General features: G+C 70.8%; 26 protein-coding genes and 1 pseudogene. 9 read left to right on the plus strand and 18 right to left on the minus strand.

Translation table 11 applies throughout. The annotated features are described in order from the left end of the window. Both ACWD0A_RS18750 and ACWD0A_RS18755 read right to left on the minus strand, forming a co-directional pair. Nucleotides 1-100, minus strand: a pseudogene (locus ACWD0A_RS18750) (iron chelate uptake ABC transporter family permease subunit); the annotation flags it as partial. Next, nucleotides 91-2,319 (minus strand): transglycosylase domain-containing protein, encoded by a 2,229-nt coding sequence (locus ACWD0A_RS18755; RefSeq protein ID WP_451299422.1) that lies wholly within the window; start codon nt 2,317-2,319, stop codon nt 91-93. The gene ACWD0A_RS18755 and the pseudogene ACWD0A_RS18750, both read right to left, overlap by 10 nt. A 250-nt stretch (nt 2,320-2,569) precedes the next feature. Between ACWD0A_RS18755 and ACWD0A_RS18760 the strand changes: the two genes are divergently transcribed. From ACWD0A_RS18760 to ACWD0A_RS18775, 4 genes are all read left to right on the plus strand, one after another. After that, on the plus strand, nt 2,570-3,559 hold the full coding sequence (locus tag ACWD0A_RS18760) for an SPFH domain-containing protein (RefSeq protein ID WP_451299424.1): 990 nt from the start codon (nt 2,570-2,572) through the stop codon (nt 3,557-3,559). After that, nucleotides 3,556-3,786: a hypothetical protein gene (locus ACWD0A_RS18765; RefSeq protein WP_177150783.1), complete on the plus strand. Its 231-nt coding sequence runs from the start codon at nt 3,556-3,558 to the stop codon at nt 3,784-3,786. The genes ACWD0A_RS18760 and ACWD0A_RS18765 overlap by 4 nt, the downstream gene beginning before the upstream one ends. A gap of 126 nt (nt 3,787-3,912) precedes the next feature. Next, nucleotides 3,913-4,455 (plus strand): PadR family transcriptional regulator, encoded by a 543-nt coding sequence (locus ACWD0A_RS18770; RefSeq protein ID WP_451299426.1) that lies wholly within the window; start codon nt 3,913-3,915, stop codon nt 4,453-4,455. Nucleotides 4,456-4,532: 77 nt separating this feature from the next. Beyond that, a complete protein-coding gene (locus tag ACWD0A_RS18775) occupies nt 4,533-4,949 on the plus strand; it encodes a hypothetical protein (protein ID WP_451299428.1) in 417 nt (138 codons plus the stop codon). A gap of 82 nt (nt 4,950-5,031) precedes the next feature. On the opposite strand, the gene ACWD0A_RS18780 is transcribed toward ACWD0A_RS18775, so the two are convergent. After that, nucleotides 5,032-5,973, minus strand: coding sequence for a LysR substrate-binding domain-containing protein (locus tag ACWD0A_RS18780; RefSeq protein ID WP_451299430.1), 942 nt, complete (start codon nt 5,971-5,973; stop codon nt 5,032-5,034). A 132-nt stretch (nt 5,974-6,105) separates the two neighbouring features. Between ACWD0A_RS18780 and ACWD0A_RS18785 the strand changes: the two genes are divergently transcribed. Together ACWD0A_RS18785 and ACWD0A_RS18790 are read left to right on the plus strand one after the other, a co-directional pair. Continuing rightward, complete coding sequence (locus tag ACWD0A_RS18785) at nt 6,106-6,660, plus strand: peroxiredoxin (protein ID WP_177150786.1); 555 nt, start codon at nt 6,106-6,108, stop codon at nt 6,658-6,660. 2 nt (nt 6,661-6,662) lie between these two features. Further along, a complete protein-coding gene (locus ACWD0A_RS18790) occupies nt 6,663-7,196 on the plus strand; it encodes an alkyl hydroperoxide reductase (protein WP_451299432.1) in 534 nt (177 codons plus the stop codon). A 98-nt stretch (nt 7,197-7,294) separates the two neighbouring features. On the opposite strand, the gene ACWD0A_RS18795 is transcribed toward ACWD0A_RS18790, so the two are convergent. The 5 genes from ACWD0A_RS18795 to ACWD0A_RS18815 form a co-directional block, all read right to left on the minus strand. Beyond that, a complete protein-coding gene (locus ACWD0A_RS18795) occupies nt 7,295-8,032 on the minus strand; it encodes a hypothetical protein (protein ID WP_451299434.1) in 738 nt (245 codons plus the stop codon). After that, nucleotides 8,029-9,408, minus strand: coding sequence for an AI-2E family transporter (locus ACWD0A_RS18800; RefSeq protein ID WP_451299436.1), 1,380 nt, complete (start codon nt 9,406-9,408; stop codon nt 8,029-8,031). Before ACWD0A_RS18800 ends, ACWD0A_RS18795 begins: the two co-directional genes overlap by 4 nt. A gap of 183 nt (nt 9,409-9,591) precedes the next feature. After that, nucleotides 9,592-10,290: an aggregation-promoting factor C-terminal-like domain-containing protein gene (locus tag ACWD0A_RS18805; RefSeq protein ID WP_451299438.1), complete on the minus strand. Its 699-nt coding sequence runs from the start codon at nt 10,288-10,290 to the stop codon at nt 9,592-9,594. Between the two features lie 420 nt (nt 10,291-10,710). Beyond that, nucleotides 10,711-12,033 (minus strand): PhoH family protein, encoded by a 1,323-nt coding sequence (locus ACWD0A_RS18810; RefSeq protein ID WP_177150791.1) that lies wholly within the window; start codon nt 12,031-12,033, stop codon nt 10,711-10,713. A 994-nt stretch (nt 12,034-13,027) separates the two neighbouring features. Beyond that, on the minus strand, nt 13,028-13,789 hold the full coding sequence (locus ACWD0A_RS18815) for an isoprenyl transferase (protein WP_451299440.1): 762 nt from the start codon (nt 13,787-13,789) through the stop codon (nt 13,028-13,030). A gap of 77 nt (nt 13,790-13,866) precedes the next feature. Between ACWD0A_RS18815 and mgrA the strand changes: the two genes are divergently transcribed. Further along, nucleotides 13,867-14,934 carry an L-glyceraldehyde 3-phosphate reductase gene (mgrA, locus tag ACWD0A_RS18820; RefSeq protein ID WP_451299442.1) on the plus strand — a complete coding sequence of 356 codons (1,068 nt, stop codon included), beginning with the start codon at nt 13,867-13,869 and terminating at the stop codon, nt 14,932-14,934. 306 nt (nt 14,935-15,240) lie between these two features. Here the strand turns inward: mgrA and ACWD0A_RS18825 are convergent, their stop codons facing one another. From ACWD0A_RS18825 to ACWD0A_RS18835, 3 genes are all read right to left on the minus strand, one after another. Beyond that, complete coding sequence (locus tag ACWD0A_RS18825; protein ID WP_451299444.1) at nt 15,241-15,594, minus strand: winged helix-turn-helix transcriptional regulator; 354 nt, start codon at nt 15,592-15,594, stop codon at nt 15,241-15,243. Between the two features lie 211 nt (nt 15,595-15,805). Further along, nucleotides 15,806-16,210 (minus strand): cupin domain-containing protein, encoded by a 405-nt coding sequence (locus tag ACWD0A_RS18830; RefSeq protein WP_451299446.1) that lies wholly within the window; start codon nt 16,208-16,210, stop codon nt 15,806-15,808. A gap of 40 nt (nt 16,211-16,250) precedes the next feature. Further along, nucleotides 16,251-17,066 (minus strand): prepilin peptidase, encoded by an 816-nt coding sequence (locus ACWD0A_RS18835; RefSeq protein ID WP_451299654.1) that lies wholly within the window; start codon nt 17,064-17,066, stop codon nt 16,251-16,253. Between the two features lie 124 nt (nt 17,067-17,190). Between ACWD0A_RS18835 and ACWD0A_RS18840 the strand changes: the two genes are divergently transcribed. Further along, on the plus strand, nt 17,191-17,553 hold the full coding sequence (locus tag ACWD0A_RS18840) for a DUF192 domain-containing protein (RefSeq protein ID WP_451299448.1): 363 nt from the start codon (nt 17,191-17,193) through the stop codon (nt 17,551-17,553). Here the strand turns inward: ACWD0A_RS18840 and ACWD0A_RS18845 are convergent. The 7 genes from ACWD0A_RS18845 to ACWD0A_RS18875 all read right to left on the minus strand — a co-directional run bounded on the left by ACWD0A_RS18845 (nt 17,550) and on the right by ACWD0A_RS18875 (nt 23,746). Further along, the gene (locus ACWD0A_RS18845) at nt 17,550-18,353 is read right to left on the minus strand and encodes a hypothetical protein (RefSeq protein ID WP_451299450.1); all 804 of its coding nucleotides are present in this window, start codon (nt 18,351-18,353) and stop codon (nt 17,550-17,552) included. The two genes, ACWD0A_RS18840 and ACWD0A_RS18845, sit on opposite strands and share 4 nt — an antisense overlap. A 95-nt stretch (nt 18,354-18,448) precedes the next feature. After that, nucleotides 18,449-18,991: a hypothetical protein gene (locus tag ACWD0A_RS18850; protein ID WP_451299452.1), complete on the minus strand. Its 543-nt coding sequence runs from the start codon at nt 18,989-18,991 to the stop codon at nt 18,449-18,451. Between the two features lie 4 nt (nt 18,992-18,995). Then, entirely contained in the window at nt 18,996-20,618 is a 1,623-nt protein-coding gene (locus ACWD0A_RS18855; protein ID WP_451299454.1) for a Hint domain-containing protein, read from the minus strand. A gap of 283 nt (nt 20,619-20,901) precedes the next feature. After that, a complete protein-coding gene (locus ACWD0A_RS18860) occupies nt 20,902-21,768 on the minus strand; it encodes a hypothetical protein (RefSeq protein WP_451299456.1) in 867 nt (288 codons plus the stop codon). Nucleotides 21,769-21,778: 10 nt separating this feature from the next. Continuing rightward, a complete protein-coding gene (locus ACWD0A_RS18865) occupies nt 21,779-22,429 on the minus strand; it encodes a hypothetical protein (RefSeq protein WP_451299458.1) in 651 nt (216 codons plus the stop codon). Between the two features lie 312 nt (nt 22,430-22,741). Further along, nucleotides 22,742-23,092, minus strand: a complete 351-nt coding sequence (locus ACWD0A_RS18870) for an AAA family ATPase (RefSeq protein WP_451299460.1) — start codon at nt 23,090-23,092, stop codon at nt 22,742-22,744. Between the two features lie 261 nt (nt 23,093-23,353). Further along, nucleotides 23,354-23,746 carry a winged helix-turn-helix transcriptional regulator gene (locus ACWD0A_RS18875; RefSeq protein ID WP_451299656.1) on the minus strand — a complete coding sequence of 131 codons (393 nt, stop codon included), beginning with the start codon at nt 23,744-23,746 and terminating at the stop codon, nt 23,354-23,356. Nucleotides 23,747-23,861: 115 nt separating this feature from the next. Here ACWD0A_RS18875 and ACWD0A_RS18880 point away from each other — a divergent pair, with 115 nt between their 5' ends. After that, on the plus strand, nt 23,862-24,692 hold the full coding sequence (locus ACWD0A_RS18880; protein ID WP_451299462.1) for an NAD(P)H-binding protein: 831 nt from the start codon (nt 23,862-23,864) through the stop codon (nt 24,690-24,692). The last annotated feature ends 28 nt before the right edge of the window (nt 24,693-24,720 follow it).

A 24,720-nucleotide genomic window follows, 5' to 3' on the forward strand; every position in this document is an offset into this window, starting at 1 on the left:
CCAACAGGCCCGGGTCCGCCAGCGGGTTGCGGGTCAGGGCCTGCATGACCGCGCCGGACAGGCCGGCGCAGCCGTATACGACCGTGGCCGTCAGTCTTTCGGCCTCAGTTGGTCGTTGCTTCCTTCGTCGGTGCCGTCACCGGGCTCGACCGGCGGCGTGAACGTCGTGCTGTCCGTCGGGTCCGGGTCCAACGTCTCGGACTGGGTCGGCGTCGGGTCCGGGTCCTCGGTCTCGCTCCGGGTCGGCGTCGGGTCCGGGTCCTCGGTCTCGCTCCGGGTCGGCGTCGGGTCCGGATCCTCGGTCTCGCTCGGCGTCGGCGTCGGGTCCGGATCCGGGACCGCGATCTCCGCCAGGTCCAGGTCGAACCGCGCGTCCGAGCCCCCGCCGAGTGCGCCCAGTGTGTAGTCGGCCCAGATCCTGGCCGGGAAGCCGCCGCCGCTTGCGCGGCCGGAGTTCGCGGTGCCGGTCAGTGACACCTGACCGCCGCCGTCCTTGGGCGACTCCCCGAACAGGGCCACCACGGTGACGAGTTCGGGCGTGTAGCCGGCGAACCACGCCGAGCGGTTGTTCTCCGAGGTACCGGTCTTGCCGGCCGCCTGGTAGGCGCTGCTGGCGGCCGCCTGGCCGGAGCCGTTCCTGACCACACCGGTCAGGCCGGCGGTCACGGTGTCGGCCGTCTCGCGACTGACCACCCGGTCGCCGATCGGGTCGGGCAGGTCGACCTGGCGGTCCTTGTGCTCGGCCTTGGCGACGATCGTGGGCGTGACTTTCCGGCCGTGGTTGTCCAGGGTGGCGTACACCCCGGCCATGTCCCACGTGGACGCGCCCATGGTGCCGAGCGAGATCGCCGGCCGCAGCGGGAAGTTCTTGTCCGGCACGCCCAGGTCGAGCGCCGTCTCCTTGACCTTGTCGAGACCGACGTCCACGGCCATCTGCGCGAAGGCGGAGTTGATCGACCTGTTCAGCGAGGTCTGGACGGTGACCGGGCCGTGGCTGCGGCCGAGGTCGTTCTGCGGGGCGAACGGGGTGTCGCTGCCGACGACCGGTCGCCTGCTGGTGCCGTCGTAGACGGTGTTGAGGCCGATCGGGACGCCGTCCTGGGTCTTCGAGCCGTTCTCCAGCGCGGAGGCGAAGACGACCGGCTTGAAGGTGGAGGCGGGCTGGTAGTCGGAGCGGGTGGCGTTCGACAGCCAGTGCTGCGTGGCGTCCACACCGCCGTAGAGCGCGAGGACCTTGCCCGTCTCGGGGTCGACCGAGGTCGCGCCGGCCTGCACGGTGGCGTCGACCTTGTTGCCCTTGCGGTCCAGCTCGTCCTCGAGCTGATCCTTGACGGCCTTCTCCAACTGCTTCTGCTTCTTGGAGTCGACGTTCAGGGTGATCGTCCAGCCGCCGGCGTCGAGGTCCTCCTCGTCGAGCCCCTGGCGGGCCAGTTCCTTCTTGGCGGCGTCGACGAGGTAACCGGCCTGGCCCGCCATGCCGGGTGCGGCCTTGGGCGCCTTGGGGACAGGGAACTTCAGACCCGCGCGCTCGCCCGCGTCCAGCCAGCCCTCCTCGACCATGTTGTCCAGGACGTAGTTCCAGCGCTCGGTCACCAGCTTCTTGCCGGTGTCCGAGGCCATCGCCCAGTCGTACTGGTTGGGCGCCTGGAGGAGGGCCGCGAGGTAGGCGCCCTGAGCGACCGTCAGCTTGTCGGCGTCGACGCCGTAGTACGCCTGGGACGCGGCCTGGATGCCATAGGTCCCCCGGCCGTAGAAGCTGGTGTTGATGTAGCCGGCGAGGATCTCGGGCTTGCCCTTCTTCTGGTCCACCTTCAGGGAGATCACCAGCTCCTTGAGCTTGCGGGTGACCGTCTGATCCTGGTTCAGGTAGTAGTTCTTCACGTACTGCTGCGTGATCGTGGAACCACCCTGCTTGCCCTGCCCCGTGAGGGTGTTCTTCAGGCCGCGGAGGGTGCCCTTGAGGTCGACGCCCGAGTCCTCGAAGAAGGTCTTGTTCTCGGCGGCGACGAAGGTGTACTGCACGTCCCTGGGGATCTCGGCCAGACCGACGATCTCCCGGTTGACCTCGCCGGTACGGGCGAGGATCTTGCCGTCGCGGTACTTGTAGACGTTGCTCTGCATCTTGGCCTGGGCGTTCGCCTCGGGCACCGGGACCATCAGGTAGATCACGAAGAACGCGCCCATGGCCACCAGGCAGATGCCGAAGAAGGTGCCCAGCAGCTTCCTCCAGGTGAAGAAGCGGCGTATGCCCGTGGGCCTCGCCCTCCCGGCCCGGCGCGCACCGCGCTGCCGAGCCTGTCTCTCTTCCGCTCGGCCCATCGCTTCGTCGCTCCGCTTCTTCGGTCGTCGGTCGCCGGTCCCCGCCCGTGCCCGCACAAGGACGCGGGGGCGGGAATCAGCTCAGAAAGGTAACACCGGACGGACGGACAAAGAGGAACCGATCCGCCCTTTTCCTGACGTGAGAATGAGCACCCCGTCCGAAGGAACCGACTCATGAGAGGCCTGCAGGGTTGCCTGCGTACGTTAAAGTGATATCACTTTGCTAGACCATGGAAACGGGGAGTGGATCATGTCCGGAACGAGTGGGGCGAGGCCGCAGGGGACGCCGGCGACGAGCGGGGGACCGTCCGGGACGGCGGACCGCGCCGGGGCAGAGGTAGCGCGGATACCGGCGCCGCGGGTGCGCGAGTTCCCCGCACACAGCATCGGCGGCGGCCTCGCGCTGCTGCTGGGACTGCTCGGGCTCGCCGCGGGCGTGGCCCTGATCGTCGCCGGGGCGGCGTACACGTCGGGCGGGACGAAGGCGCTGCTGATCGTGGGCGGCGTCCTGGTCGGACTCGCCGCCTTCCTCGGGATGTGCGGGCTGAACACGGTCGCACCCGGCGAGGCGCGGGTGGTCCAGCTGTTCGGCCGCTACCGGGGCACCATCCGCACGGACGGCCTGCGCTGGGTCAACCCCCTGACGTCGCGGGAGAAGATCTCGACTCGGGTGCGCAACCACGAGACCGCGGTCCTGAAGGTCAACGACGCGTACGGCAACCCGATCGAGCTCGCGGCCGTCGTGGTGTGGAAGGTCGAGGACACCGCGCAGGCGATGTTCGAGGTGGACGACTTCCTGGAGTTCGTCTCGACGCAGACGGAGGCGGCCGTACGGCACATCGCGATCGAGTACCCGTACGACGCCCACGACGAGGAGGGCCTGTCGCTCCGCGGCAACGCCGAGGAGATCACCGAGAAGCTCGCGGTCGAACTGCACGCGCGGGTGGAGGCGGCGGGTGTCCACATCATCGAGTCCCGCTTCACCCACCTCGCGTACGCTCCGGAGATCGCCTCCGCGATGCTCCAGCGCCAGCAGGCGGGTGCGGTGGTGGCGGCGCGGCGTCAGATCGTGGACGGCGCGGTGGGCATGGTCGAGGCGGCCCTGTCCCGGCTCACCGAACAGGACATCGTGGAACTGGACTCGGAGCGCAAGGCGGCGATGGTGTCGAACCTGATGGTGGTGCTGTGCGGCGACCGCGCGGCGCAGCCGGTCCTCAACACGGGCACGCTCTACCAGTGACGCCGCCGCCTCCGCCCGAGCGCAAGCAGGTACTGCTGCGGCTCGACCCCGCGGTGTACGAGGCGCTGGCCCGCTGGGCCGGCGACGAGTTGCGCAGCACGAACGCGCAGATCGAGTTCGTGCTGCGCCGCGCGCTGGCGGAGGCGGGCCGCCTCCCGGGCGGCCTCGGCCCGATGGCGCGCCGCGGCCGCCCCCGGAAGACAGCGGAGCCACCGGGCGAGGGGTAAGGCGGGGTGGAACGGGTCCTCCTACGCGCTGCGGGTGTGGGAGGACTCTCCAGCGCCTAGTGGTGGGGGAACGCCCGCGCGGCGGCCCACCCGCCCCCGCTATACACCCCGTGTACCGTGCCGCCCATGTCCATCGGCCACACCCTCCTCGCCCTCCTCGAATCCGGTCCCCGCCACGGGTACGACCTCAAGCACGCCTTCGACGAGCGGTTCGGGCAGGACCGGCCGCTGCACTACGGGCAGGTGTACTCCACGATGTCGCGGCTGCTGCGGAACGGGCTCGTCGAGGTCGACGCCATCGAGACGGGCGGCGGACCCGAGCGCAAGCGGTACGCGATCACCGACGCGGGGACCGCGGATGTGTCCGAGTGGCTCGCGCGGCCCGAGAAGCCCGAGCCGTATCTGCAGTCGACCCTCTATACGAAGGTCGTCCTCGCGCTCCTCACCGGCCGCGACGCCGCCGGGCTGCTCGACGCCCAGCGCGCCGAGCACCTGCGGCTGACGCGTGACGTCACCGAGCGCAAGCGCCACGCCGACATCGCCGGCCAACTGATCTGCGACCACGCGCTGTTCCACATCGAGGCCGATCTGCGCTGGATCGAACTGACCGGCACCCGGCTCGACCAGCTCGCCGCGACGGTCAACAGCGGTCACAGGTTTACCGTTTGAGCCACTGTCCGTTCAAGATCCATGCTGACGCCGGTTCCCCTGACCAGGGGATCGGCAAGGACCTCAGCAGGGGACAAGTGAAGAAAGTAGCCAAGGTTCTCGGTGTGGCGGGGGCGAGCTGCGCCCTCGTTCTCGGCATGTACGGCCGGGCGCTGGCCGCGGACCACACGATGCACACCGGCGACCCGTTCGGCAGCGCCTCGGGCTGGAGCGGCGAGGGCTACTTCAACGAGTACGGCGACGTCGTCACCATCTGTGACAAGGAGTCCGACGGCTACGCCGTCGTCATGCACGTCAGCCTCGACGACGCCTACGGGGCGGAGAAGTACAACTTCTCCGTGGGCGGCGACGGAAGGTGCGCCACCCGCAAGGCTTCCATGGGCGGCGCCTACGACCTCCCGGAGAACCGCAACATCGGGTTTCTGTTCTGCCGGCACAAGAACGGGGTCTCGTCGGGCAACTGCAAGGCGTACAAGTTCTACAACGACAACTGAGTCGTCCCGCCGCCGGAACGCCGGAGCCCCGCTGTCCAGGACAGCGGGGCTCCGGCGTTCCGGCGGCGGGCGGGACCGGGGATCAGGTCACGACGCGCACCGGCAGCTCGGCCAGCGCCCCTCTGAGCGCCTCGGCCAGCTCCTCGAACTCCTCGCTCCGCGCCGTGCCCGACCGCATCGCCAGGGCGATCCGGCGCGAGGGGGCCGGGTCCGCGAAGTGGCCCGCCCGCAGACCGCCGCGGGACGTCTCCACGTCGACGGCGATGTGCGGGAGCAGCGTCACCCCGAGGCCGCCCGCCACGAGCTGCACCAGGGTCGACAGCCCGGCCGCCGTCGTGGTGACCGCGGCGCCCTCCGTGCGGCCTGCCTCGCGGCAGATGTCGAGCGCCTGGTCGCGCAGGCAGTGGCCCTCGTCCAGAAGCAGCAGATGGAGCTCGCGCAACGCCTCCCGGGGGATGTCCGACCGGTCGGCCAGCTCGTGGTCACGGGGGGTGACAAGCACGAAGTCCTCGTCGAACAGGGGGAGTTCGGTGACGCCCGGGACCCCCAGCGGCACCGCGAGCAGCAGCAGGTCCAGACGCCCCGCCGCCAGGCCGTCCAGCAGCGACGACGTCTGCTCCTCGTGGACCTGGAGGTCCAGTTCCGGGTAGCGCTGGTGCACCAGGCGCAGGACCGCCGGCAGCAGATAGGGCGCGACCGTGGGGATCACCCCGAGCCGGAGCACACCCGTGAACGGGGCGCGTACCGCCTCGGCCTCCTCCATCAGCTCGCCGACCGCGTCGAGCACGGCCTTGGCGCGCACCGCGACGCGCTCGCCGGCCGGGGAGAGCAGTACCTTGCGCGTCGTGCGCTCCAGGAGCTGGACACCGAGTGCCTCCTCCAGGGCCGAGACCGCCCCGGAGAGCGCGGGCTGACTCATCCCGATCGCTGCCGCGGCGTCCCGGAAGTGCAGGTGCTCCGCCACGGCAGCGAAGGCACGCAATTGCGCGATGCTCGGCTGTTTGACCCTGTTCGCCGTACCCACTGATAAGCACCTCCGATCGTTATGACCGAGTCTAGCTATTTCCGTGATCAATGCACTCTGTGCCACCATCAAGATCCGTCCAACCCCCTGGAAGAACCCCAAAAGGGACCTTCCTCCACGCAAGGAGAGCGCGTGCTCACTGTCGGTGACCACTTCCCCACGTTCGAGCTGACCGCCTGCGTCTCGCTGGAGAGCGGCAAGGAGTTCGAGACCATCACCCACAAGTCCTACGAGGGCAAGTGGAAGGTCGTCTTCGCGTGGCCGAAGGACTTCACCTTCGTCTGCCCGACCGAGATCGCCGCGTTCGGCAAGCTGAACGACGAGTTCGCCGACCGCGACGCCCAGATCCTCGGCTTCTCCGGCGACTCCGAGTTCGTCCACCACGCCTGGCGCAAGGACCACGCGGACCTGCGTGACCTGCCCTTCCCGATGATGGCCGACTCCAAGCACGAGCTGATGCGCGACCTCGGCATCGAGGGCGAGGACGGCTTCGCGCAGCGTGCCGTCTTCATCGTCGACCCGAACAACGAGATCCAGTTCACCATGGTGACCGCCGGCTCCGTCGGCCGTAACCCCAAGGAGGTCCTGCGGGTGCTGGACGCCCTGCAGACCGACGAGCTGTGCCCGTGCAACTGGACCAAGGGCGAGAACACCCTCGACCCGGTCGCGCTCCTGGCCGGTGAGTGACCATGGCACTCGATGAACTCAAGTCCGCCCTGCCGGACTTCGCCAAGGACCTGAAGCTGAACCTCGGTTCGGTCATCGGCAACAGCGAGCTTCCGCAGCAGCAGCTGTGGGGCACCGTGCTGGCCTGCGCGATCGCGTCGCGTTCGCCCAAGGTGCTGAGCGAGCTGGAGCCGGAGGCCAAGGCGAACCTCTCCCCCGAGGCGTACACGGCCGCCAAGTCCGCCGCCGCGATCATGGCGATGAACAACGTCTTCTACCGGACCCGGCACCTGCTGTCGGACCCCGAGTACGGGACGCTGCGCGCCGGTCTGCGGATGAACGTCATCGGCAACCCCGGTGTGGAGAAGGTCGACTTCGAGCTGTGGTCGCTCGCCGTCTCCGCCATCAACGGCTGCGGCCAGTGCCTCGACTCCCACGAGCAGGTGCTGCGCAAGGCCGGCGTGGACCGCGAGACGGTCCAGGAAGCGGTCAAGATCGCCGCGGTGATCCAGGCCGTCGGCACGACGCTGGACGCCGAAGCCGTCCTGGCCGGCTGACCGCACCCGAATGCGGCGAAGGGCCCTGCCGAACCTTCCGGTTCGGCAGGGCCCTTCGTACGTCCCGCTCCCCCGTACAGCGGCCTGCGGCGCTCGGCTCAGCTCCTGAGCGTGGCCATCAGCTCCTGCATGTCCTGCACCAGAAGCCCTTCCAGCTCGGTCACGTCCGTGGCCGGGTCCCCGCTCTCCGGGTCCCAGTCACCGGTCACCGCGATGCTCAGCTCCGCCTGCCCGTCCAGCACGTCGAGCGTGATCGCCGAGCCGCCCTCGCCCCGCGCGACATGGGCCCGCTCGCCGATGCCGGTGATCGCGGCGGCCTCGGTCTCGGTGCCCCATGCCTTCTGCCGGGCGAGGACCGCGCCGTCGAACTCGGGTCCCGGGTCGGTCCTCTTGTGCAGGGTGTAGCTGATGTAGACGCTGGGCAGCGAGATCATCTCGTTGCCCTCCTCGTCGACCTCGGGCTCGTACCCGGTGGGCTTCAGCTCGACCGAGCACTGGGCGTCGTCCATGGTCGCGTGCTCGAACTGCGTCGGCATCCCCTCGCCCTCGCGCTTGCCGAGCGCCGCCTGCAGGTTCTTCAGCTGTGCCGCCTTGCACAGATTGTCCGTGGCCCGGTACCCGCCGAGGTCCGGGTCCTGGTCGCCGAACGCGTACAACCCGCCCGCCCACACCGCTGACGCGGCGACCGCGCCGCCGAGCGCCCACAGCCACGCCCGGAGCGGGCCGCGCGGGCCGGGAGAGGTCACGGCGTCGTCCGTTCCGGGAGCGGACACCGCGCCAAGGGTCTGCGGCGCGGCGAACGACTCCTCCCCCACCAGTTCCGGTTCGGAGATCACTGCTGCTCCTCGGTCTCGTCGGGGCGCTGCTCGGGCGGCTGCGAGGGTGCGGCGGGTGGGGTGGTGGGTGGGGTGGTGGGGGCGGGGCCCGCCGCGGGCGCCGCGTCCAGGGACGTCGAACCGTGCGGCGGCGGGGAGTGCCGCAGTGTCTGCTCCTTGCCGTACGCCCGCAGATAGCCGACGACCGTATTGGTGACCGCGACCAGGGGCACGGCGACCACCGCGCCGCCGATACCGGCGGTCAGGCCGCCCGCGGCGACGGACAGGACGACCGCCAGCGGATGCACGCGCACCGCACGGCCGAGGATGAAGGGCTGGAGCACGTGGCCCTCGATCTGCTGCACGGCGAGGACCACGAGGAGCACCATCAGCGCCGTGAACACGCCCTGGGTGACGAGCCCGACGACGACCGCGAGGGCGCCCGAGACGACCGCGCCGACGAGCGGGATGAACGCGAAGAGGAAGATGAACACGGCCAGCGGCACGGCCAGCGGGACCTCGAGGAACCAGAGGCCGAGACCGATGAAGATCGCGTCGATCAGAGCGACCAGGACCGTGCCGCGCACATACGCGGTGAGCGTGCGCCACGCGCGGGGCCCGGCGCCCGCCACTCCCGGACGGGCCTGCGCCGGGACGAGTTTGAGCGTCCACTCCCAGATGCGCTTGCCGTCGTAGAGCAGGAAGAGCGTCGAGAACATCGCCAGCAGTATCCCGGTCAGGACCTCGACCATCACGGACACGCCCTGGAGACCGGCGGAGGTGATCTCCTCGGTGTTGGTTCCGATCGTGTCGCTGAGGTTCTGCGCGATGTCGTTGATCTGGCTCTCGGTGACATGGAACGGGCTGTCCAGGAGCCAGCGTTTGAGCTCGTCGATACCGTCGCGGACGCGGTCGGACACGTTGTCGAGGTTGTCCATGACCTGCCAGACCACGAACCAGCCGACGAGCCCCATGATGACGAAGCCGAGGATGGCGGTGACGGCCGTGGCGAACCCGCGCGGCAGACCCAGCTTCCGCAGCCTGCCGACGGTGGGCTGGAGCATGGCGGTGACGAGCAGCGCGGCAACGAAGGCGAGCACCACGAGCTGTACGGCGCTGATGGCACGCATCAGCACCCACAGCGTGCCGGCGAGGACGAGCAGCCGCCAGCCGGCCTCGGCCGCGACGCGGATGCCCCAGGGGATCGCGGCGACCGGATCGGGCCGCGCCGCGACGGCGGGCGCGTACGCGGGCGGTGGCGGGACGCTGTCCGGCGCCGGCACGACGGCGGGCAGGTCGTCGTCCGCCACGGCCTCCTTGCGGCGCTCGTCCAGGCGCTCTCCGATCCGGGTGAGCTCGGCGCCCACACGGCCGAACCACCCTGGAACCTTCGACATGATGCTCCCTCTTGTCCCCACCACTCTCTCCCCTGCGCCCTGAGAGCGCGGGCGGTGCCCCACCTGCGCCTGGGGACGCGGGCGGTGCCCCCGACCCGGGAGTGACGGACACCGACCGTACACGCACGGAGCCCCTCACCGTAGGACGGTGAGGGGCTCCGTGAAGTTGAGCGCCTGGCGAATCTAGTACCAGTGGTTCGCCTGCCAGAACGACCACGCGCCGCACGGGCTGCCGTAGCGTCCGTCCATGTAGCTCAGGCCCCACTTGATCTGGGTGGCCGGGTTCGTCTGCCAGTCGGCGCCGGCCGACGACATCTTGGAGCCCGGGAGCGCCTGGACCAGGCCGTACGCACCCGAAGAGGGGTTGGACGCACGGTAGTTCCAGCTCGACTCGTGGTTCACGATGTTGCTGAAGCACTGGAACTGGTCGGCGGGGACCATCTGGCGTGCCATCGCCTGGACCTCGGCGACCGTGTACGAGGCCTGCGCGGAGAAGCTGGACGCCGAGCGGACCGCGTCGCGGTTGGCGCGCTCCTCCGCCTCCTTGCGCTCGCGCTCGCGCTCCGCCTGCTCGTCCGCCGCCGCCTTCTTGGCCTCGGCGGTCTTGGCAGCCTGGATGCGGGCCGATTCCTCGGCGGACCTCTTGGCAGCCGCGTCCGCGGCAGCGGCCTGTGCTTCGGCCTGCTGCGTCAGGGACGAGACCTGCACCTGGGCCTGCTCGCCCATGGGAATGTCCGCGAGGAGCGTCGTGTCGGCTGCCGTCGCCTCGAGGTTGTCCCCCGACGGCTGGGTGTTGCCCGACGCGACGCCGACGACGGCTCCGACGGTGGTGACCGCAGTTGCCGAGGCGACTGCGAATCCCCGGACCGAGATCCGGCTCACACGTTGTCCTTCCAGCATCGCCCGCATAGGTGACCTCGCGAGCGCAATCGTGCCCCTGGCGCTGGCCTCCCCACTGCTTGGGTCACGGGAGGCGCGGGCCCGGCGGGCAACTCCCCTGAGGAGATGCCTCGTGGTACTCGCGGGCGGCATGCGGCGGCATGTCTTGAGTTGTGTGTTGCTGTGCACCACGGAAGGTGCGGATGTGCCGCATGCGGGGCCTGACGGAAGCAAGACTCTGCCGGACGCCGACGCCGCAAGGCAATTCTTCGTTGCGTGTGAAAGCTCACACCCCGTTCGCACCAGGGGTTTTGAAGGAAACGCCGGACAGCGCGACGCCGCCCGGCTAAGCTCTTGCGCTTCGCCGGGCGGCGTCAACTGGCTTGTCCCTTTTGCCGGACAGGCCCCCAGGGATGTGTCCCGCTAAATGTGCCCGTCCTCCAGCATTTCGGTCACGAGCGCCGCGATCTGCGAACGCTCGGAGCGGTTGAGGGTGACGTGCGCGAAGAGCGGATGGCCCTTCAGTTTCTCGACGACGGCGACGACTCCGTCGTACCGGCCGACGCGCAGATTGTCCCGCTGTGCCACGTCATGGGTGAGGACGACCCGGGAATTCGCCCCGACCCGGGACAGAACGGTCAACAGGACGTTCCGCTCCAGCGACTGGGCCTCGTCGACGATGACGAACGCGTCGTGCAGCGAGCGGCCCCGGATGTGCGTGAGCGGCAGCACCTCCAGCATGCCGCGGCCGAGCACCTCCTCGATCACCTCGCGTCCCGCCACGGCCGAGAGCGTGTCGAACACCGCCTGCGCCCACGGGCTCATCTTCTCGGCCTCGGTACCCGGCAGATAGCCGAGCTCCTGGCCGCCCACCGCGTACAGCGGCCGGAAGACCATCACCTTCTGGTGCTGCCTGCGCTCCAGAACGGCTTCCAGGCCGGCGCACAGCGCGAGTGCCGACTTGCCGGTGCCGGCACGCCCGCCCAGCGAGACGATGCCGACCTCCTGGTCGAGGAGGAGGTCGAGCGCGATGCGCTGCTCGGCGCTGCGGCCGTGGATGCCGAACGCCTCCCGGTCCCCGCGCACCAGCCGTACGTTGCCCTCGGCGGTGACACGGCCGAGGGCCTTGCCGCGCTCGGACTGCAGCACGAGGCCGGTGTGCACCGGCAGCTCGGCCGCTTCGGGGACGTACAGCGTCTCCTCCCCGTACAGCAGGTCCACCTGCTCGGCGGACAGGGGCAGCTCCGCCATGCCCGTCCAGCCGGTGTCGGTGATGGCCAGCTCCGCGCGGTACTCCTCGGCGAGCAGACCGACGGAGGACGCCTTGATGCGCAGCGGCAGGTCCTTGGAGACGACCGTGACGTCGTACCCCTCGGCCTGGAGGTTGCGCGCCACGGCGAGGATGCGGGAGTCGTTGTCCCCCAGCCGGAAGCCGGCCGGAAGCACGCCGGGATCCTGGTGGTTGAGCTCCACCCGCAGCGAGCCGCCGAGGTCACCGATCGGCAGGGGTGCGTCGAGACGGCCGTACCGGATGCGGAAGTCGTCCAGCAGGCGCAGGGCCTGACGGGCGAAGTAACCGAGCTCCGGATGGTGCCTCTTGGCCTCCAGCTCCGTGATCACCACGATCGGCAGTACGACCTCGTGCTCGTCGAAGCGGCTCATGGCGTGCGGGTCGGCCAGCAGGACGCTGGTGTCGAGAACGTAGGTGCGCCGGTCGGGCATGCGGCGCTTTGTGCTGTTCACCACGGAAGGACGTACCCCCTCGGACGAGGTCGGGGTGCGACGGCGTCGCGGACCATTGCGTCTTCCGCCGAAGCGGACGACGGGCCGGGCCGGCCTGCTGCACAGGCCGAGCGCCGGCCCTCCGCGTGGTCCGCACCAAAGGTGCAGTCCTTCGTGTGCAAAGGGCCTCCCGGGTGAGCGGTGTCGGCCGCTCACTGAGATACGACGTTCGTGGATCGGACGTCGACCTGGAGTGGGTATTCCCTCGAACACGTGCGGCCATGCCAGGGCATATGTCGTCGAGGCGGTGAACACCCGGTGACACGCCCTGTGCCGGGCGGCTCCGGAGCCGCTGCCCCCTGACCCCGCGCCCTCCAACGCCGGCGTGGCTGTTCCGCGCGATGCACCCGTTCGGACTCCGCCCCCTGACCCTGCGCCCCGAACGCCGACGGGGCTGCTTGTGCGCAACGCGCCCGTTGGGGCTGCGCCCCGGACCACGCCTCAAACACCGGCGGGGCTGCTGTGCGACGCGTCCGTTGGAGCCCCACCCCACGCCCCGTGCCTCACACGCCGACGAGGCCGCCGGTGCGCAAAGCACCCGTTCGGGCCCCACGCCCCGTGCCCCACACGTCGGCGAGGCCGCCGGTGCGCAACGCACCCGTTCGGCCCCGTGCCCCGGACGCCGGCGGCGGGGTCCGATGCAGCCGTCCGGGGTGCCTCCCAGGGCCGCCAGGCCGTAAGGGGAGTTCGAGGACACCGCGCGAAGCGCGGTACCGGGCCCGGGGCGGAGCCCCGAAGCACGCGCCCGCCAGGGCGCAGGGGCCACAGGGGTCTGGGGCCTGCCCCCGGTTACGGGAAGGGGCGGGGTGGGGAAACGCCACGCGCCTGCCACAGCCCGGCCCCGTCGGCGATCGAGGCGCGGGGGCTCGGGGCCGGCAGCAGGGGGAAGGCGGCGGGGGAACAGCCGGCGCACGGGGCCGGGCGTACGGGGACCCCGGGGCGGCGGCGCCCCGGGAGGTCAGGCGCCGTAGCGGCGGTGGCGAGCCGCGTAGTCGCGGAGCGCGCGCAGGAAGTCGACCTTCCGGAACGCCGGCCAGAAGACCTCGCAGAAGTAGTACTCCGAGTGCGCGCTCTGCCAGAGCATGAAGCCCGAGAGCCGCTGCTCGCCGCTCGTGCGGATCACCAGGTCCGGGTCCGGCTGCCCGCGCGTGTACAGGTGTTCCGAGATGTGCTCGACGTCCACGATCTCGGCGAGCTCCTCGAAGCTCGTCCCCTTCTGCGCGTGCTCCAGCAACAGCGAACGGACCGCGTCGGCGATCTCCTGCCGGCCGCCGTAGCCGACGGCGACGTTGACGAGTATTCCCTCGTTGCCGAGCGTCGCCTGCTCGGCCTCCTTCAGCACGGACTGCGTGTGGGCCGGCAGCAGGTCCAGCGTGCCGACGTGGTGCACGCGCCAGCGGCCGTCGGCGGCCAGGTTGCGCACCGTGTTCTCGATGATGCGAAGGAGCGGGGTGAGCTCTTCCTCGGGACGGTCGAAGTTGTCCGTGGACAGCAGCCAGAGGGTGACGACTTCGACGTCGGTCTCGGCACACCAGCCGAGCAGTTCGGAGATCTTGTCGGCGCCCGCCTGGTGCCCCTGTGCTGCCGTGCCTCCGGACGCCTTGGCCCAGCGGCGGTTGCCGTCGAGGATCACGCCGATGTGCTTGGGCACCTGGGCGTGGTCGAGGCGGCCCTCCACCCGGCGTGCGTAGAGCCCGTACACCAGGTCGCGCAGGTTCACTGTTCTTACACCCCTCCATGCGGCAGTCCCCGAAGGCGCCACACTACTGCGGACGGGCCAATGCGGCCCAACCCGGTATGTCACAAGTCCGTGATAAGGAGGGATGCGTGACTGATTCAATTTTCTACCGCGCCGCCGACGACCGTTACGCGTCCATGGAGTACCGGCGCACCGGCCGTTCCGGGCTCAAGCTCCCGGCGATCTCCCTCGGCCTGTGGCACAACTTCGGCGACGACCGCGCGCTCGGCTCGCAGCGGGCGATCCTGCGCCGCGCCTTCGACCTGGGGGTGACGCACTTCGACCTGGCCAACAACTACGGTCCGCCGCCCGGTTCCGCAGAGCTGAATTTCGGCAAGATCTTCGCCCAGGATTTCGCTCCTTACCGGGACGAGCTGGTCATTTCGACCAAGGCCGGTTATCTGATGCACCCCGGGCCGTACGGCGAGTGGGGTTCGCGCAAGTACCTGCTGTCGTCGCTGGACGCGTCCCTGAAGCGGATGGGCCTCGACTACGTCGACATCTTCTACTCGCACCGCTTCGACAAGGACACCCCGCTCGAGGAGACGATGGGCGCCCTGGCCTCGGCGGTCCAGCAGGGCAAGGCGCTGTACGTGGGAGTGTCCTCGTACACCGCCGAGCAGACCGCGGAGGCGGCCGGGCTGCTGAAGGAGATGGGCGTCCCCGCCCTCATCCACCAGCCGTCGTACTCGATGATCAACCGCTGGATCGAGGACGACGCGCTGCTCGACACGCTGGAGGGCGCCGGCATGGGCTGCATCTCCTTCGTGCCGCTCGCCCAGGGGCTGCTCACCGACAAGTACCTGAAGGGCATCCCGGAGGGTTCGCGCGCCACCCAGGGCAAGTCGCTCGACCCCGGCCTCCTGTCCGGCGAGGTGGTGCACCGGCTGAACGGTCTGAACGACATCGCGGCCAAGCGCGGCCAGTCGCTCGCCCAGCTGGCGCTCGCCTGGGTGCTGCGCGACCCGCGGATGACGTCGGCGCTGATCGGCGCGTCCAGCGTGCGGCAGCTGGAGGAGAACGTGGCCGCTCTGGCGGGGCCGCCCCTGACCGACGAGGAGCTGAAGGACATCGACGCCTTCGCCGTGGACACGGCAGGGACGAACATCTGGGCCGCCCGGAGCTAGTCGCGAAGCCTCCGAAGGTCCCGGACCGGCGGCGCCGGCGGCCGGACACCGGCGGGCAGGAAAAAACGGGCCGGTCCGTGGGGGGGATACGGACCGGCCCGAGGGGGGGTTTCCACCATAACCCTTCGTAAGTGGTGCTGAGTGCCACGCCATGCCGCCACCGGGCACCGAATCCCCTGCCGGCGGAGGCGCCGGCCGCGCGGAGGCGCAAAGCCGGGGGTCAGGGGCTCGGCCGGGCCCGGTCCGCTACTCCCGACGGGTGACCCGGGACGGCGGGCGCCGCATTGACGAACACGTGACGTGACGTCAAGTGACCGATGTGCGCTGTTTGTTGGCGATGATCTCGCTCATGAACGTCGACCCCCAGGCGCCGAGCGGCTCCAGCGCGGTGTTGAGCGCCTTGCCCAGCTCGGTCAGCGAGTACTCCACGCGCGGGGGAACCTCCCCGTAGACCTCGCGGTGCACGATGCCGTCCGCCTCCAGCTCGCGCAGCTGCTGGATCAGCACCTTCTCGCTGACGCCTTCCACCTGCCGCCTCAGCTCGCCGAAGCGGCGCGTGCCGTCGTTCAGAGCCCACAGGATGTGCGGCTTCCACTTGCCGCCGACGACGTCCACGGCGGCGTCGATGCCGCAGTGGTAGGAGGTCCTGCCCTTGGCCATGCCCACTCCTCGCTGAAGGTTGCCGGTCCGCCGTCGGCACGCCGCCGACCCGCCGGTACGCCGGGCCGGATCCACCCTAGGCAACGGCTCCGACAGCGAGGGTGGGAGCGGACAGGTTCCGGCCTGTATGCGCCATAGGACGACGAGCGCGCCCGGGCTGGCCATAGGACGACGAGCGACGTGGCCTGGCGGCAGGCGCACGCGTGACGGCTCAGCCGAGGGCGTGCCCGGTCGTGCTGTCCACGTGGTCGGGGATCTCGCCCTCGTGCCGGTCACCGGTCGACTTCGTACCGGACGGTTCGAACATGAGGATGGACCCGCCCGGCGACGACGGCTTGTGCTCGGTGCCCTTCGGCACGACGTAGACGTCGCCCTTGTGCAGCTCCACGACGGACTCGCTGCCGTCGGCGGCGCGCAGGGCGATGTCGAAGCGTCCGTCCAGCACGAGGAAGAACTCGTCGGTGTCCTCGTGCACGTGCCACACGTGCTCGCCCTCCGCATGGGCGATGCGCACGTCGTAGTCGTTCATACGGGCCACGATGCGCGGACTGTAGACGGCGTCGAAGGACGCGAGGGCTTCGGTGAGGTTGACCGGCTTCATCGGCGAGGAGTCCATGACTCCGATTCTGTCGGCCCGTTGCCGCGATGTCCGGCGATCAAGCCCCCAGAGCCCCCAGCAGCACCCCCAGGAGCGCACCGACGATCATGAAGGGGCCGAAGGGGATCGCCGTCTTTCGGCCCGCGCGGCGAAGGAGCATCAGGGTCAGGCCGTACAGGGAGCCGAGCAGGAATCCGGCGAAGGCCCCCAGGAACAGCACCACCCAGCCGTACCAGCCGAGCACCACGCCGAGCGAGAGCGCGAGCTTCACGTCGCCGAAGCCCATGCCGTTCGGGTTGATGAGGAAGAGCAGGAAGTAGACAGCGCCGAGCGCGAGGCCGCCCAGCAGGGCGGTCGGCCAGGTCCCCCCGTCGTGCGGCAGCAGTTCGGCGAGGCCGAGCAGGGCCGCCGATGCGGCGGCGAGCGGAAGGGTGAGCTGGTCGGGCAGCCGGTGCACACGGCGGTCGACGAGCGCGAGCAGCACGGCGGCCGGGGTGGCCGGCAGCCAGACCGCCAGCTCGGGGCGCGGCCCCGTCGACGCCGCGAGCGTCAGGCAGACCAGGGCCGTGACGGCGGGGACGAGGACGGACGGGCGGTACGGGACGGGCGTGTGGTCCTCGGCGGGCGCGTCGGCCGGTGCGAGCGCCCCGTCCCGCGCCCCCGCGGCCACCACCGCGGGCGCCCCCGCGGCGCAGCTCGCGCACCGGGCCACCCCCACCCAGCCGCGCAGCGGTCCGGTGATCGGATGCCCGGCGGGGCAGGCGGCGCGCCAGTCGTCCTCCGGCTCGACCGACAGACGGTACGCGGCGCGTGGCACGAGCGTCCCGGCTACGGCCCCCCACACGGCGGCTACGGCGATCAGCGTCACGTCCACGGTGCCGACCCTAGGCCCGGCCCGGTCCGCGGTCATGGGCCCAGGGGCCCAGGTTCGCGGGCCGGGGCCCATTGCGGTACGGGATCGGGTCCGCACGCCGCCGCCCGGCGCTACGGTCTGGGCCATGCGTACATGGCGGGACGGAACAGCGGAGTTGACGGTCCCCGGCCGGGACACCCCGGTCGGCCTGCGGATCGCCGCCTCGTACCGGGCACGCACCCGCGGGCTGCTCGGCCGGGACGGGATCGACGGCGCGCTCATGCTGACCCCGTGCGCCGGCGTCCACACCTTCCGGATGCGTTTCACGATCGACGTGGCATACCTGGACAGGGAGTTGAGGGTGCTGGACGTGGTGACGATGAAGCCGGGACGCCTCGGCCGGATCCGCTTGCGTTCCCGGCACGCCCTGGAGGCGGAGGCCGGGGCGATGGCGCGTTGGGGGGTGCGGCCGGGCGTACGGCTGGGCATACGGCCGGCCGGTGTCTAGGGCAGCTTCGCCGTCTGTGCGCGGATCAGCTCGCCCGGGACCTCGGGCGTCCTCGCGTCGACGAAGTTCGCCGTGTAGAAGGTGACGACGCTCGCGCCCCGGCGTACGACATGGAAGACGAGCGGCACCTTCGCGCCCGTGACCGCGCCCGTCACCTGGTAGGCGAAGGACTCGTCACCGGCCCGCGGTGCGGGCAGCGTCCGCACGTCGGAGTAGGTCGAGACCGAGTCCGCGCCGCGCGTGGTGAAGCCTCCCGCGCAGGCATCCACGGCGGTGCGCAGCGAGGCGAGGACCTGCCGGGCGCCGCCGTTCCCGTGCGAGGTGAGGATCAGCGTGACCGCGGTCTGCGTCTCCTCGCCCTCCTCCCTGGAGTCGACGGCGGTGCTGTACACGGTCGCCGCGGCGGCGGGTTCCGGCCTTCCGTTGATCACCGCGGCCAGCGGGGCGCAGGCCGGTCTGTCCGCCTTCTCCGTGCCGGGCTCGTCACCGCCCTGCAGGGGCGCGACCTCGTAACCGGGCACCTCACCGGTGGCCAGCACGGCCTTGGCCAACTCGGCTTCGGTGAGGGTCCGGCCACTGCTCGGGGGCTCGGCGGCGGGCGGCGCGGCGGAGCCGGACGGAGTCGGTGCGGTGTCCTTCCCGGCGGTGCCGGACGGCGACACGGACGCGTCGGCGGCCTTCCCGTCGGCGCCGTCCTTCGCCTCGTCCTCGCAGGCGGTGGCCGTTCCGGCCGTGAGCGCGACGGCCAGCGCTGCCGTCGCGACGCGCCGTGCCGCCCTGGTCCGGATCCCCGTGTTCATTGCGCTCCCACCCGCTCGCCGATGTGCGTGGCACGCTAACAACCCGAACCGTCACGGCACATGGGCCCACGGGCCCATGCCCTCGGCCCCGCGCTCTACCCGTGGGCGGGCACCGGAGGACGCAGCGACTCCAGCACCGTGTCGCCGCCGTGCTTCGCCACCCAGTCCGCCTCGTCCGCCCTGTTCCCCATACGGATGCCGAAGGTCCAGGCGGGGTCCAGGAACAGGCTGCGACCGCCGGCGAAGTCAAGCGCGAGGCCCCGGATGACCGGCGTACGCGTGCCGCCTGCGCCTCCGTCACCCGACACGTACGCCCGCACCGCCGTGCAGCTCCACTCGTCCCTGCCGTCGCCGAACAACTGCTCGCCGTACGAGGCCAGCACGACCTCGTCCTCCGCCTCGGCCAGCAGCTCCACGTCGGACCAGTCGGCGGCCGTGACCCGCCGGGCGGTCAGGTGGTCGTACTGGCCCTCGGACGCGAGCCGCACCAGGCCCTCGTCGAGCCGCAGCCACACGATGAGCGGCTGCGGCCGGAACTCGGGGACGGAGTCGTCCCGGTCGATCCAGCCCGGGACGAGGACGTCGCGCACACGGCGTCCCGTGAGCATCCCCGCGACCTCGCGCGCCATGCTGCTCATGAGGTCAGCCCTTCTTCTTCGGCACCTTCTTGGTGATCTGGATCCCGGTGTCCAGGCCCTCGCCGGTCGTGAGGGCGGTCCAGAAGTCACCGTTCTCCCGCAGGACGATCGTCACGCCCTTGCCACGATAGATCAGCCCCTCCGGCTCGCCCTTCTTCAACGTGCCCTTGCCGACGAGTTCGAACGTGCCGTCCTTGATCGCGTTCGCGATGTCCTCGCGGAAGCGCGGGCCGTCGTCCTTGAGCTTCTTGTACGTGGTGCCCAGGGCGTCCTCGACGAGCTTCTTGTGCCGCAGGAAGTGGTCCTTGAACTTCTTCGGGTCCCCCTCGCCGACGCCCGGGTTCCTGGCCGCGTCGACCTCATCGGCGGACATGTCGCAGTCGTTGTTGTGCACGAGGGCACTGGCGGGGCCGACTCCGACGAAGTACGTGTGCACACCGGCCACGGCGAGGTCGTACGTCGTCTGCCGCTGCACGTAGTGCCGGGCCGCCAGCACGGTGAGGCTGCCGCCGGTCCCCGTGCGGAGCCGGGCGCCGGGCCGGATGTCACCGGCGTCCTCCCAGCGGCGGTCACCGGCAAGCCAGAACGGGTGCGTGTCGGTGGCGGTGACGACGGCGGTACCGGATGCCGTCCGCACGGTGAGCCGGGTGAACTCCTTGTCGTCGTACGTCGTGAACGTCCGGGTGACCCTCCGGCCGCCGCTCTCGCCCGTACCGGGGTCCGCGGCCGCCACGCGTGTTCCGATGCGCACGGTCTCGATCGGCACCCGGCGTCCGTCGGCGAGCAGGACGGGCGTACCGGCCGGGAAGCTGTGCCGGACGGGGCAGGTCGTCGGTTTGTCGTTCGGTCTGTCCTCGTCCGGCTTCTTCTGGTTCGGGTCGTACTTCTTCCTGGCGTCCTCGAGCGCCTTCTCCGCGTCCTTGACGCGCTTGCGGTTCTTGAGGAGACCGGTCAGGCCGTCGTAGAGGTCGCCGCCGTGTTTCCTGAGCCGCTGGATGAGCTCGTACGCCTTCTTCCACTTCCACGGCGCTCCGTACTTGGCGGCGAGCTTGCCGACCGCGCCGCCGACGAGGCTGAGCAGCACGTTGATCAGCGTCTCGGTGCACGCCCCCATGTCGCCCTTGGTGACGCAGTCGAGGGCGTCGGTGATGCCGAGTTCATCGGCGAGGATCTTGGCCAGTTCCTTGGCGGCCTGGACCGCCTTGTCCTGGTCGGCCTTCTCGGCGGCCTGGGCGTCCTGGAGCTCCTTGAGGGCCTTCTCGTAGACGATCTGTTCCGGGGGTGTGGGCACGGAGGAGTCGTCGGCCGGCACATCGGCCGGGCCGTCCCGCGCCGGCCTGCCGTCCTGTGCCTCGTTCTGCCGGCCGCCGTCGCCGCAGTCCCCGCCGCCCGTGATCCGGCAGACCTGCGCGTTGATCTTCTGCGTCAGCTCGGCGCCGATCCCGGTGGCCACGAGGGAGCCGATGATGGCCACGACGACGAGGCCCAGACCGACGTACTCCAACGGCGTCTGGCCACGGTCGTGCCGACGACGCCTGCGCAGACCGAGCAGCCGCGCATCGGTCCGCGGGGTGATCCCCCGCAGCCACCGGCGGCCGTGTCGGCGCACATCCCCCAGTACAGACATGGCTGCCAAGCTACGGACGGCCGGGGTGCCCGTCATGGGCCCAGGGGCCCATCGCAGGGCTCAACCAGCCTGTGGTGTCGGGACGTTGCGCCCCGCTGCGGCAGCATGCCGCGGTGTCCGGGGACGCAGTTCTCCGCGCGAACGGCAATGTGAGGCCTACCGGCTCAGCGCCGGCAGGCCTCCACGCCACGAGCCTCGGCGAGAGCCGGTCAGGCGCGCGTGGTGCCGAGCACCGGTGTCCGCCTCTCTGCCGCCCGGCGGCTACCGGCCTTCATGCGCGAGGTTACAGGGATCTCTCGGCACGCAGTTGCAGCCAGGTGGCCGTCAGCAGAGCTGCGGTGGCGGCGGACAGCACGGCCAGGGCCGTGCCGGTGTCCGGGGACCCGGGGGTGGAACTCCACCAGTACAGCTTCCCCTGCGCGTCTTCGGGGAATTCCGTCCAGGAGGCGATCCAGTAATGCGGTGTCCAGGCACGGAAGTCCGTGGTGACGAGCGGCAGGGTGGCCGCCACGGGTCCCGCTCCCAGGACGGCGGCCGGGATGACGGCCCGCGCAGCGGCAGCCGCGCACGCGGTGAGCGTTGCGTAGAACGACAACACCAGCAGCGTCTTGGCGCAGGCGCCCATCGCATCGCCCCAGCCGGGTGGGGCCACCCCGGCCTCCACGGCCTCGGGATCAGCGGGCGTCGTCGGCCGCAGACCGGGCGGCGGACCGCCCGGAGGTTGCACGGCGTGGCTCACCTTGACGGCCAGCCACAACACCACCGCGGTGACGACCACGCCTCGCGCTGCGAGGAACAGCACGACGACGAGCTTGCGCACCACCAGCAGCGACACCCGTGTCTGGTACAGCCGCACCAGCGGCCACGTTCCGCTCTCCAGGCCCTCGGCCAGTACCACGCCGCCGACCAGCGCGACGAACGCCAGCCCGCGCAGGGAGGCATGGTGCCAGGCGGCCGCCTGCAACGCGCCGGCCGGAGTGGCGAGTGCGATCAGGCTCTTGTCCAGCCCGGCCGTCCCGCGCGGAACGGCCTCGACGTACAGGAACACCGCACGTGCCGCCGCAGCAGCGGCGATCAGGACGGTCAGTACGGCTGCCGGCTGAACCGCCAGCCGCACCTCTGCCCGCAACGGGGCAATGATCCGTGTCATGTCCCGCCTCTCACACCAGATTGCGCGGGCGGGTGCGCCAGCTCTGCCACAACGCCAGGGAAAGCAGCGCGATCCAGGGCAGTGTCCGTACAGCGGCGGGAGTGGCCGAGTCCGACGCCGTGGTCCACAGATGGTCGTAGACGTTCAGCCCGGCGGACAGGCCCATTCCGTCGGCGAGGACGGGACCGGGCAGCCACTCCGTGACGGGCAGCGCGGTAACAGCCAGGATCAGCACCCCTACGAGCACCGTGCGCAGCGGCATCCGTACCACTGCCGCCAGAGCGACAGCGGCCGCACAGGCCACGCCGAGCACCAGCACGCCGGTACCGGCCCGCTGCAGTGCGAAGGACGAGACGTCGTCCGGCGAAACCAGGTGGTGGAGCGGAAGGGCGCGACGCGTGTGCATCACGGCCAGCAGCCATACCCCGGCAGACGCCGCCGCGGCCGCCAGCAGCGACCACACCCAGAGCACGGCGGCCTTGGCCGACAGCAGTCGCCACAGCCGCTGCTCCTGAAGCAGCAGCGGCACGGCCGTCCCGCGTGACCATTCGCCGGCCGTGAAGAACGCGGCGAGAACCAGTACCGCGATCAGGCCGGGTGCGGTGGCGAGACACCCGAACGCCCAGCCGACGGCACCGAGGGAATGCTGGGCGAGTGCCATGTGCTCCGCGGTGGCGGTGAAGCCGGCCTCGATGTCCTGGTAGGCCGCGCGTGGTCTCCAGACCGGCCAAGCAGTCCTTGAGGAACGGCTCGGCAGGGACGTCGGGCGGGAGATTCGCCGTGTCCTCGGCGCAGCCCTCGGGGGTCAGCTTGTCCAGCCCGATACGCACGTTCTGCACGTTGTTGTGGGAAACGCGCTGCACGTTGAGTGTCTGGAGGGTGATGCCGACGGCCAGCAGCAGGAGAAGTGTCACGGGGAGCAGGCGGGGCAGTGTGCGGCGCAGTTCCGCGCCGAGGAGGCGCAGCCAGGACTTCATGATCGCCCGCCTTCCGGCTCACCGGCGCGGGCCACCGGCCGCTGCTGGTTGAAGAACCAGTCCTCCAGGCCCTGTGGGCCGTCGGCCGCACCCAGCCCGAGTTGATCGACGGTGCCCGAGGCGCTCACCACGCCTTGGGAGATCATGACGATGCTGTCGCAGAGCCGGGCGATCTCGTCCAGTTGGTGGCTGGAGATGAGGATTCCGGCGCCGCGGGCCGCCTCCTCGGCAACGATGCTCCGAACCAGCCGGACTCCGGCCGGGTCGAGCCCGTTCGTCGGTTCGTCGAGGATCAGCAGATCGGGCTCCTTCAGCAGCGCGGCGGCCAGGGCGAGCCGCTGGCGCATTCCTGCACCGCGCCCAGCTCGCGCTGTGGGCATCCGCCGCCACTTCCTGCTGATACGAACCTCGGCCCCGCGGATCCCCACCGCCTGCCGCAGACCTCGACGACGACGCCGAGCAGGCGCCGCAGCGCGATCCCTCTCAGGGTGTCCGCGACCGGCGCGACGATCTCGGACGCGACCGGCACCGGGGCAGCACGAACCGGTCGAGCGCATGCGCCCTGCGATGCGGAGGTGACGGCGACGCGGGCGAGCGGCGGGGCCGGGTCAGCTCCGGCGGCCGGGGGCCGGCTCCCGTGCGTCGTGCTCCGCTCGCGCCTGCTCGACCTTGTCCAGATGAACGGCCGCCCACTCGGCCAGGGTGGCGAACAGCGGTGCCAGACTGCGGCCCAGCTCGCTGATCTCGTACTCCACGCGCGGGGGCACCTCGGGGTGATACGTCCGCACGACCAGCCCGTCGCGCTCCAGTTGCCGCAGCCGCTGGGTCAGCACCTTGGGCGTAATGGTGGCGATGCGGCGTTCCAGCTCGACGAAGCGGTGCCGGCCGTAGGTGTGGAGCGCCCACAGGATCGGCGTGGTCCAGCGGCTGAAGACGATGTCGACCACCGGGGCGATGGGGCAGGCCTGTTCCGGGTCGGCGCCGGGAGGCACCACGTGCATTGTGCTGTCGGTCACAACAAGCCCCTCTCCCTATTACTTTCCTCTAGGTACCTACTATGCCCGCGCCGATAGCTTCCTCGAGTCCACGGAGAAACACGACAACCGGGAGCGATACGTGATTGTGGTAACTGGGGCTACGGGCAACGTCGGTCGGCCGCTCGTGCACGCACTCGCCGAGGCCGGCGAACAGGTGACGGCGCTCTCGCGCGGGATGTCCGCGCCGCTGGACGTGCCGGCGGGCGTACGGCACCGGCGGGCCGACCTCGCCGATCCGGAGAGCCTGAAACCGGCCTTCGAAGGGGCTGACGCGCTTTTCCTCCTGTACTCGGGCGACATGCCGGCGGCCGGCACCGATGCGGGAGCCGTCCTCGACGCGGCGCGGGCCGGCGGCGTCCGCCGGGTCGCCTTCCTGTCCTCCCAGGGAGTCGGCACGGGCCGCCACTCCCCTGAGTTCGAGGACGGGGTCAAGGGATCGGGACTGGAGTGGACGGTGCTGCGACCGGGCGGTTTCGACTCCAACGCCTTCCAGTGGGCGGAGGCCGTCCGCACGCGGCGGACGGTGACCGCGCCGTTCGGTGACGTCGCCCTGCCGGCCATCGACCCGGACGACATCGCCGCGGTCGCCGAGGCCGCACTGCGCGAACCGGGGCACGGCGGCAGCACGTACGTGCTGACCGGGCCGGAGCCGGTCTCGCCTCGGCAGCAGGCCGCGGCGATCGGGGACGCGCTGGGCGAAGAGGTGCGGTTCGTCGAGCAGAGCCGTACGGAGGCACGGACGCAGATGCTGCGGTTCATGCCCGAACCGGTCGTGGAGGCGACGCTCGGCATCCTGGGCGATCCGTCGCCCGAGGAACAGCGGGTGAGCCCCGACGTCGCACGCGTCCTCGGCCGCGCGCCCGGCACGTTCGCCGACTGGGCGACGCGCAACGTGGCGGCCTTCAGGTGAGCGGCATCTGACGGGCTCCGGCACGCGG

This window comes from Streptomyces sp. NPDC002867 (genome assembly GCF_053591895.1).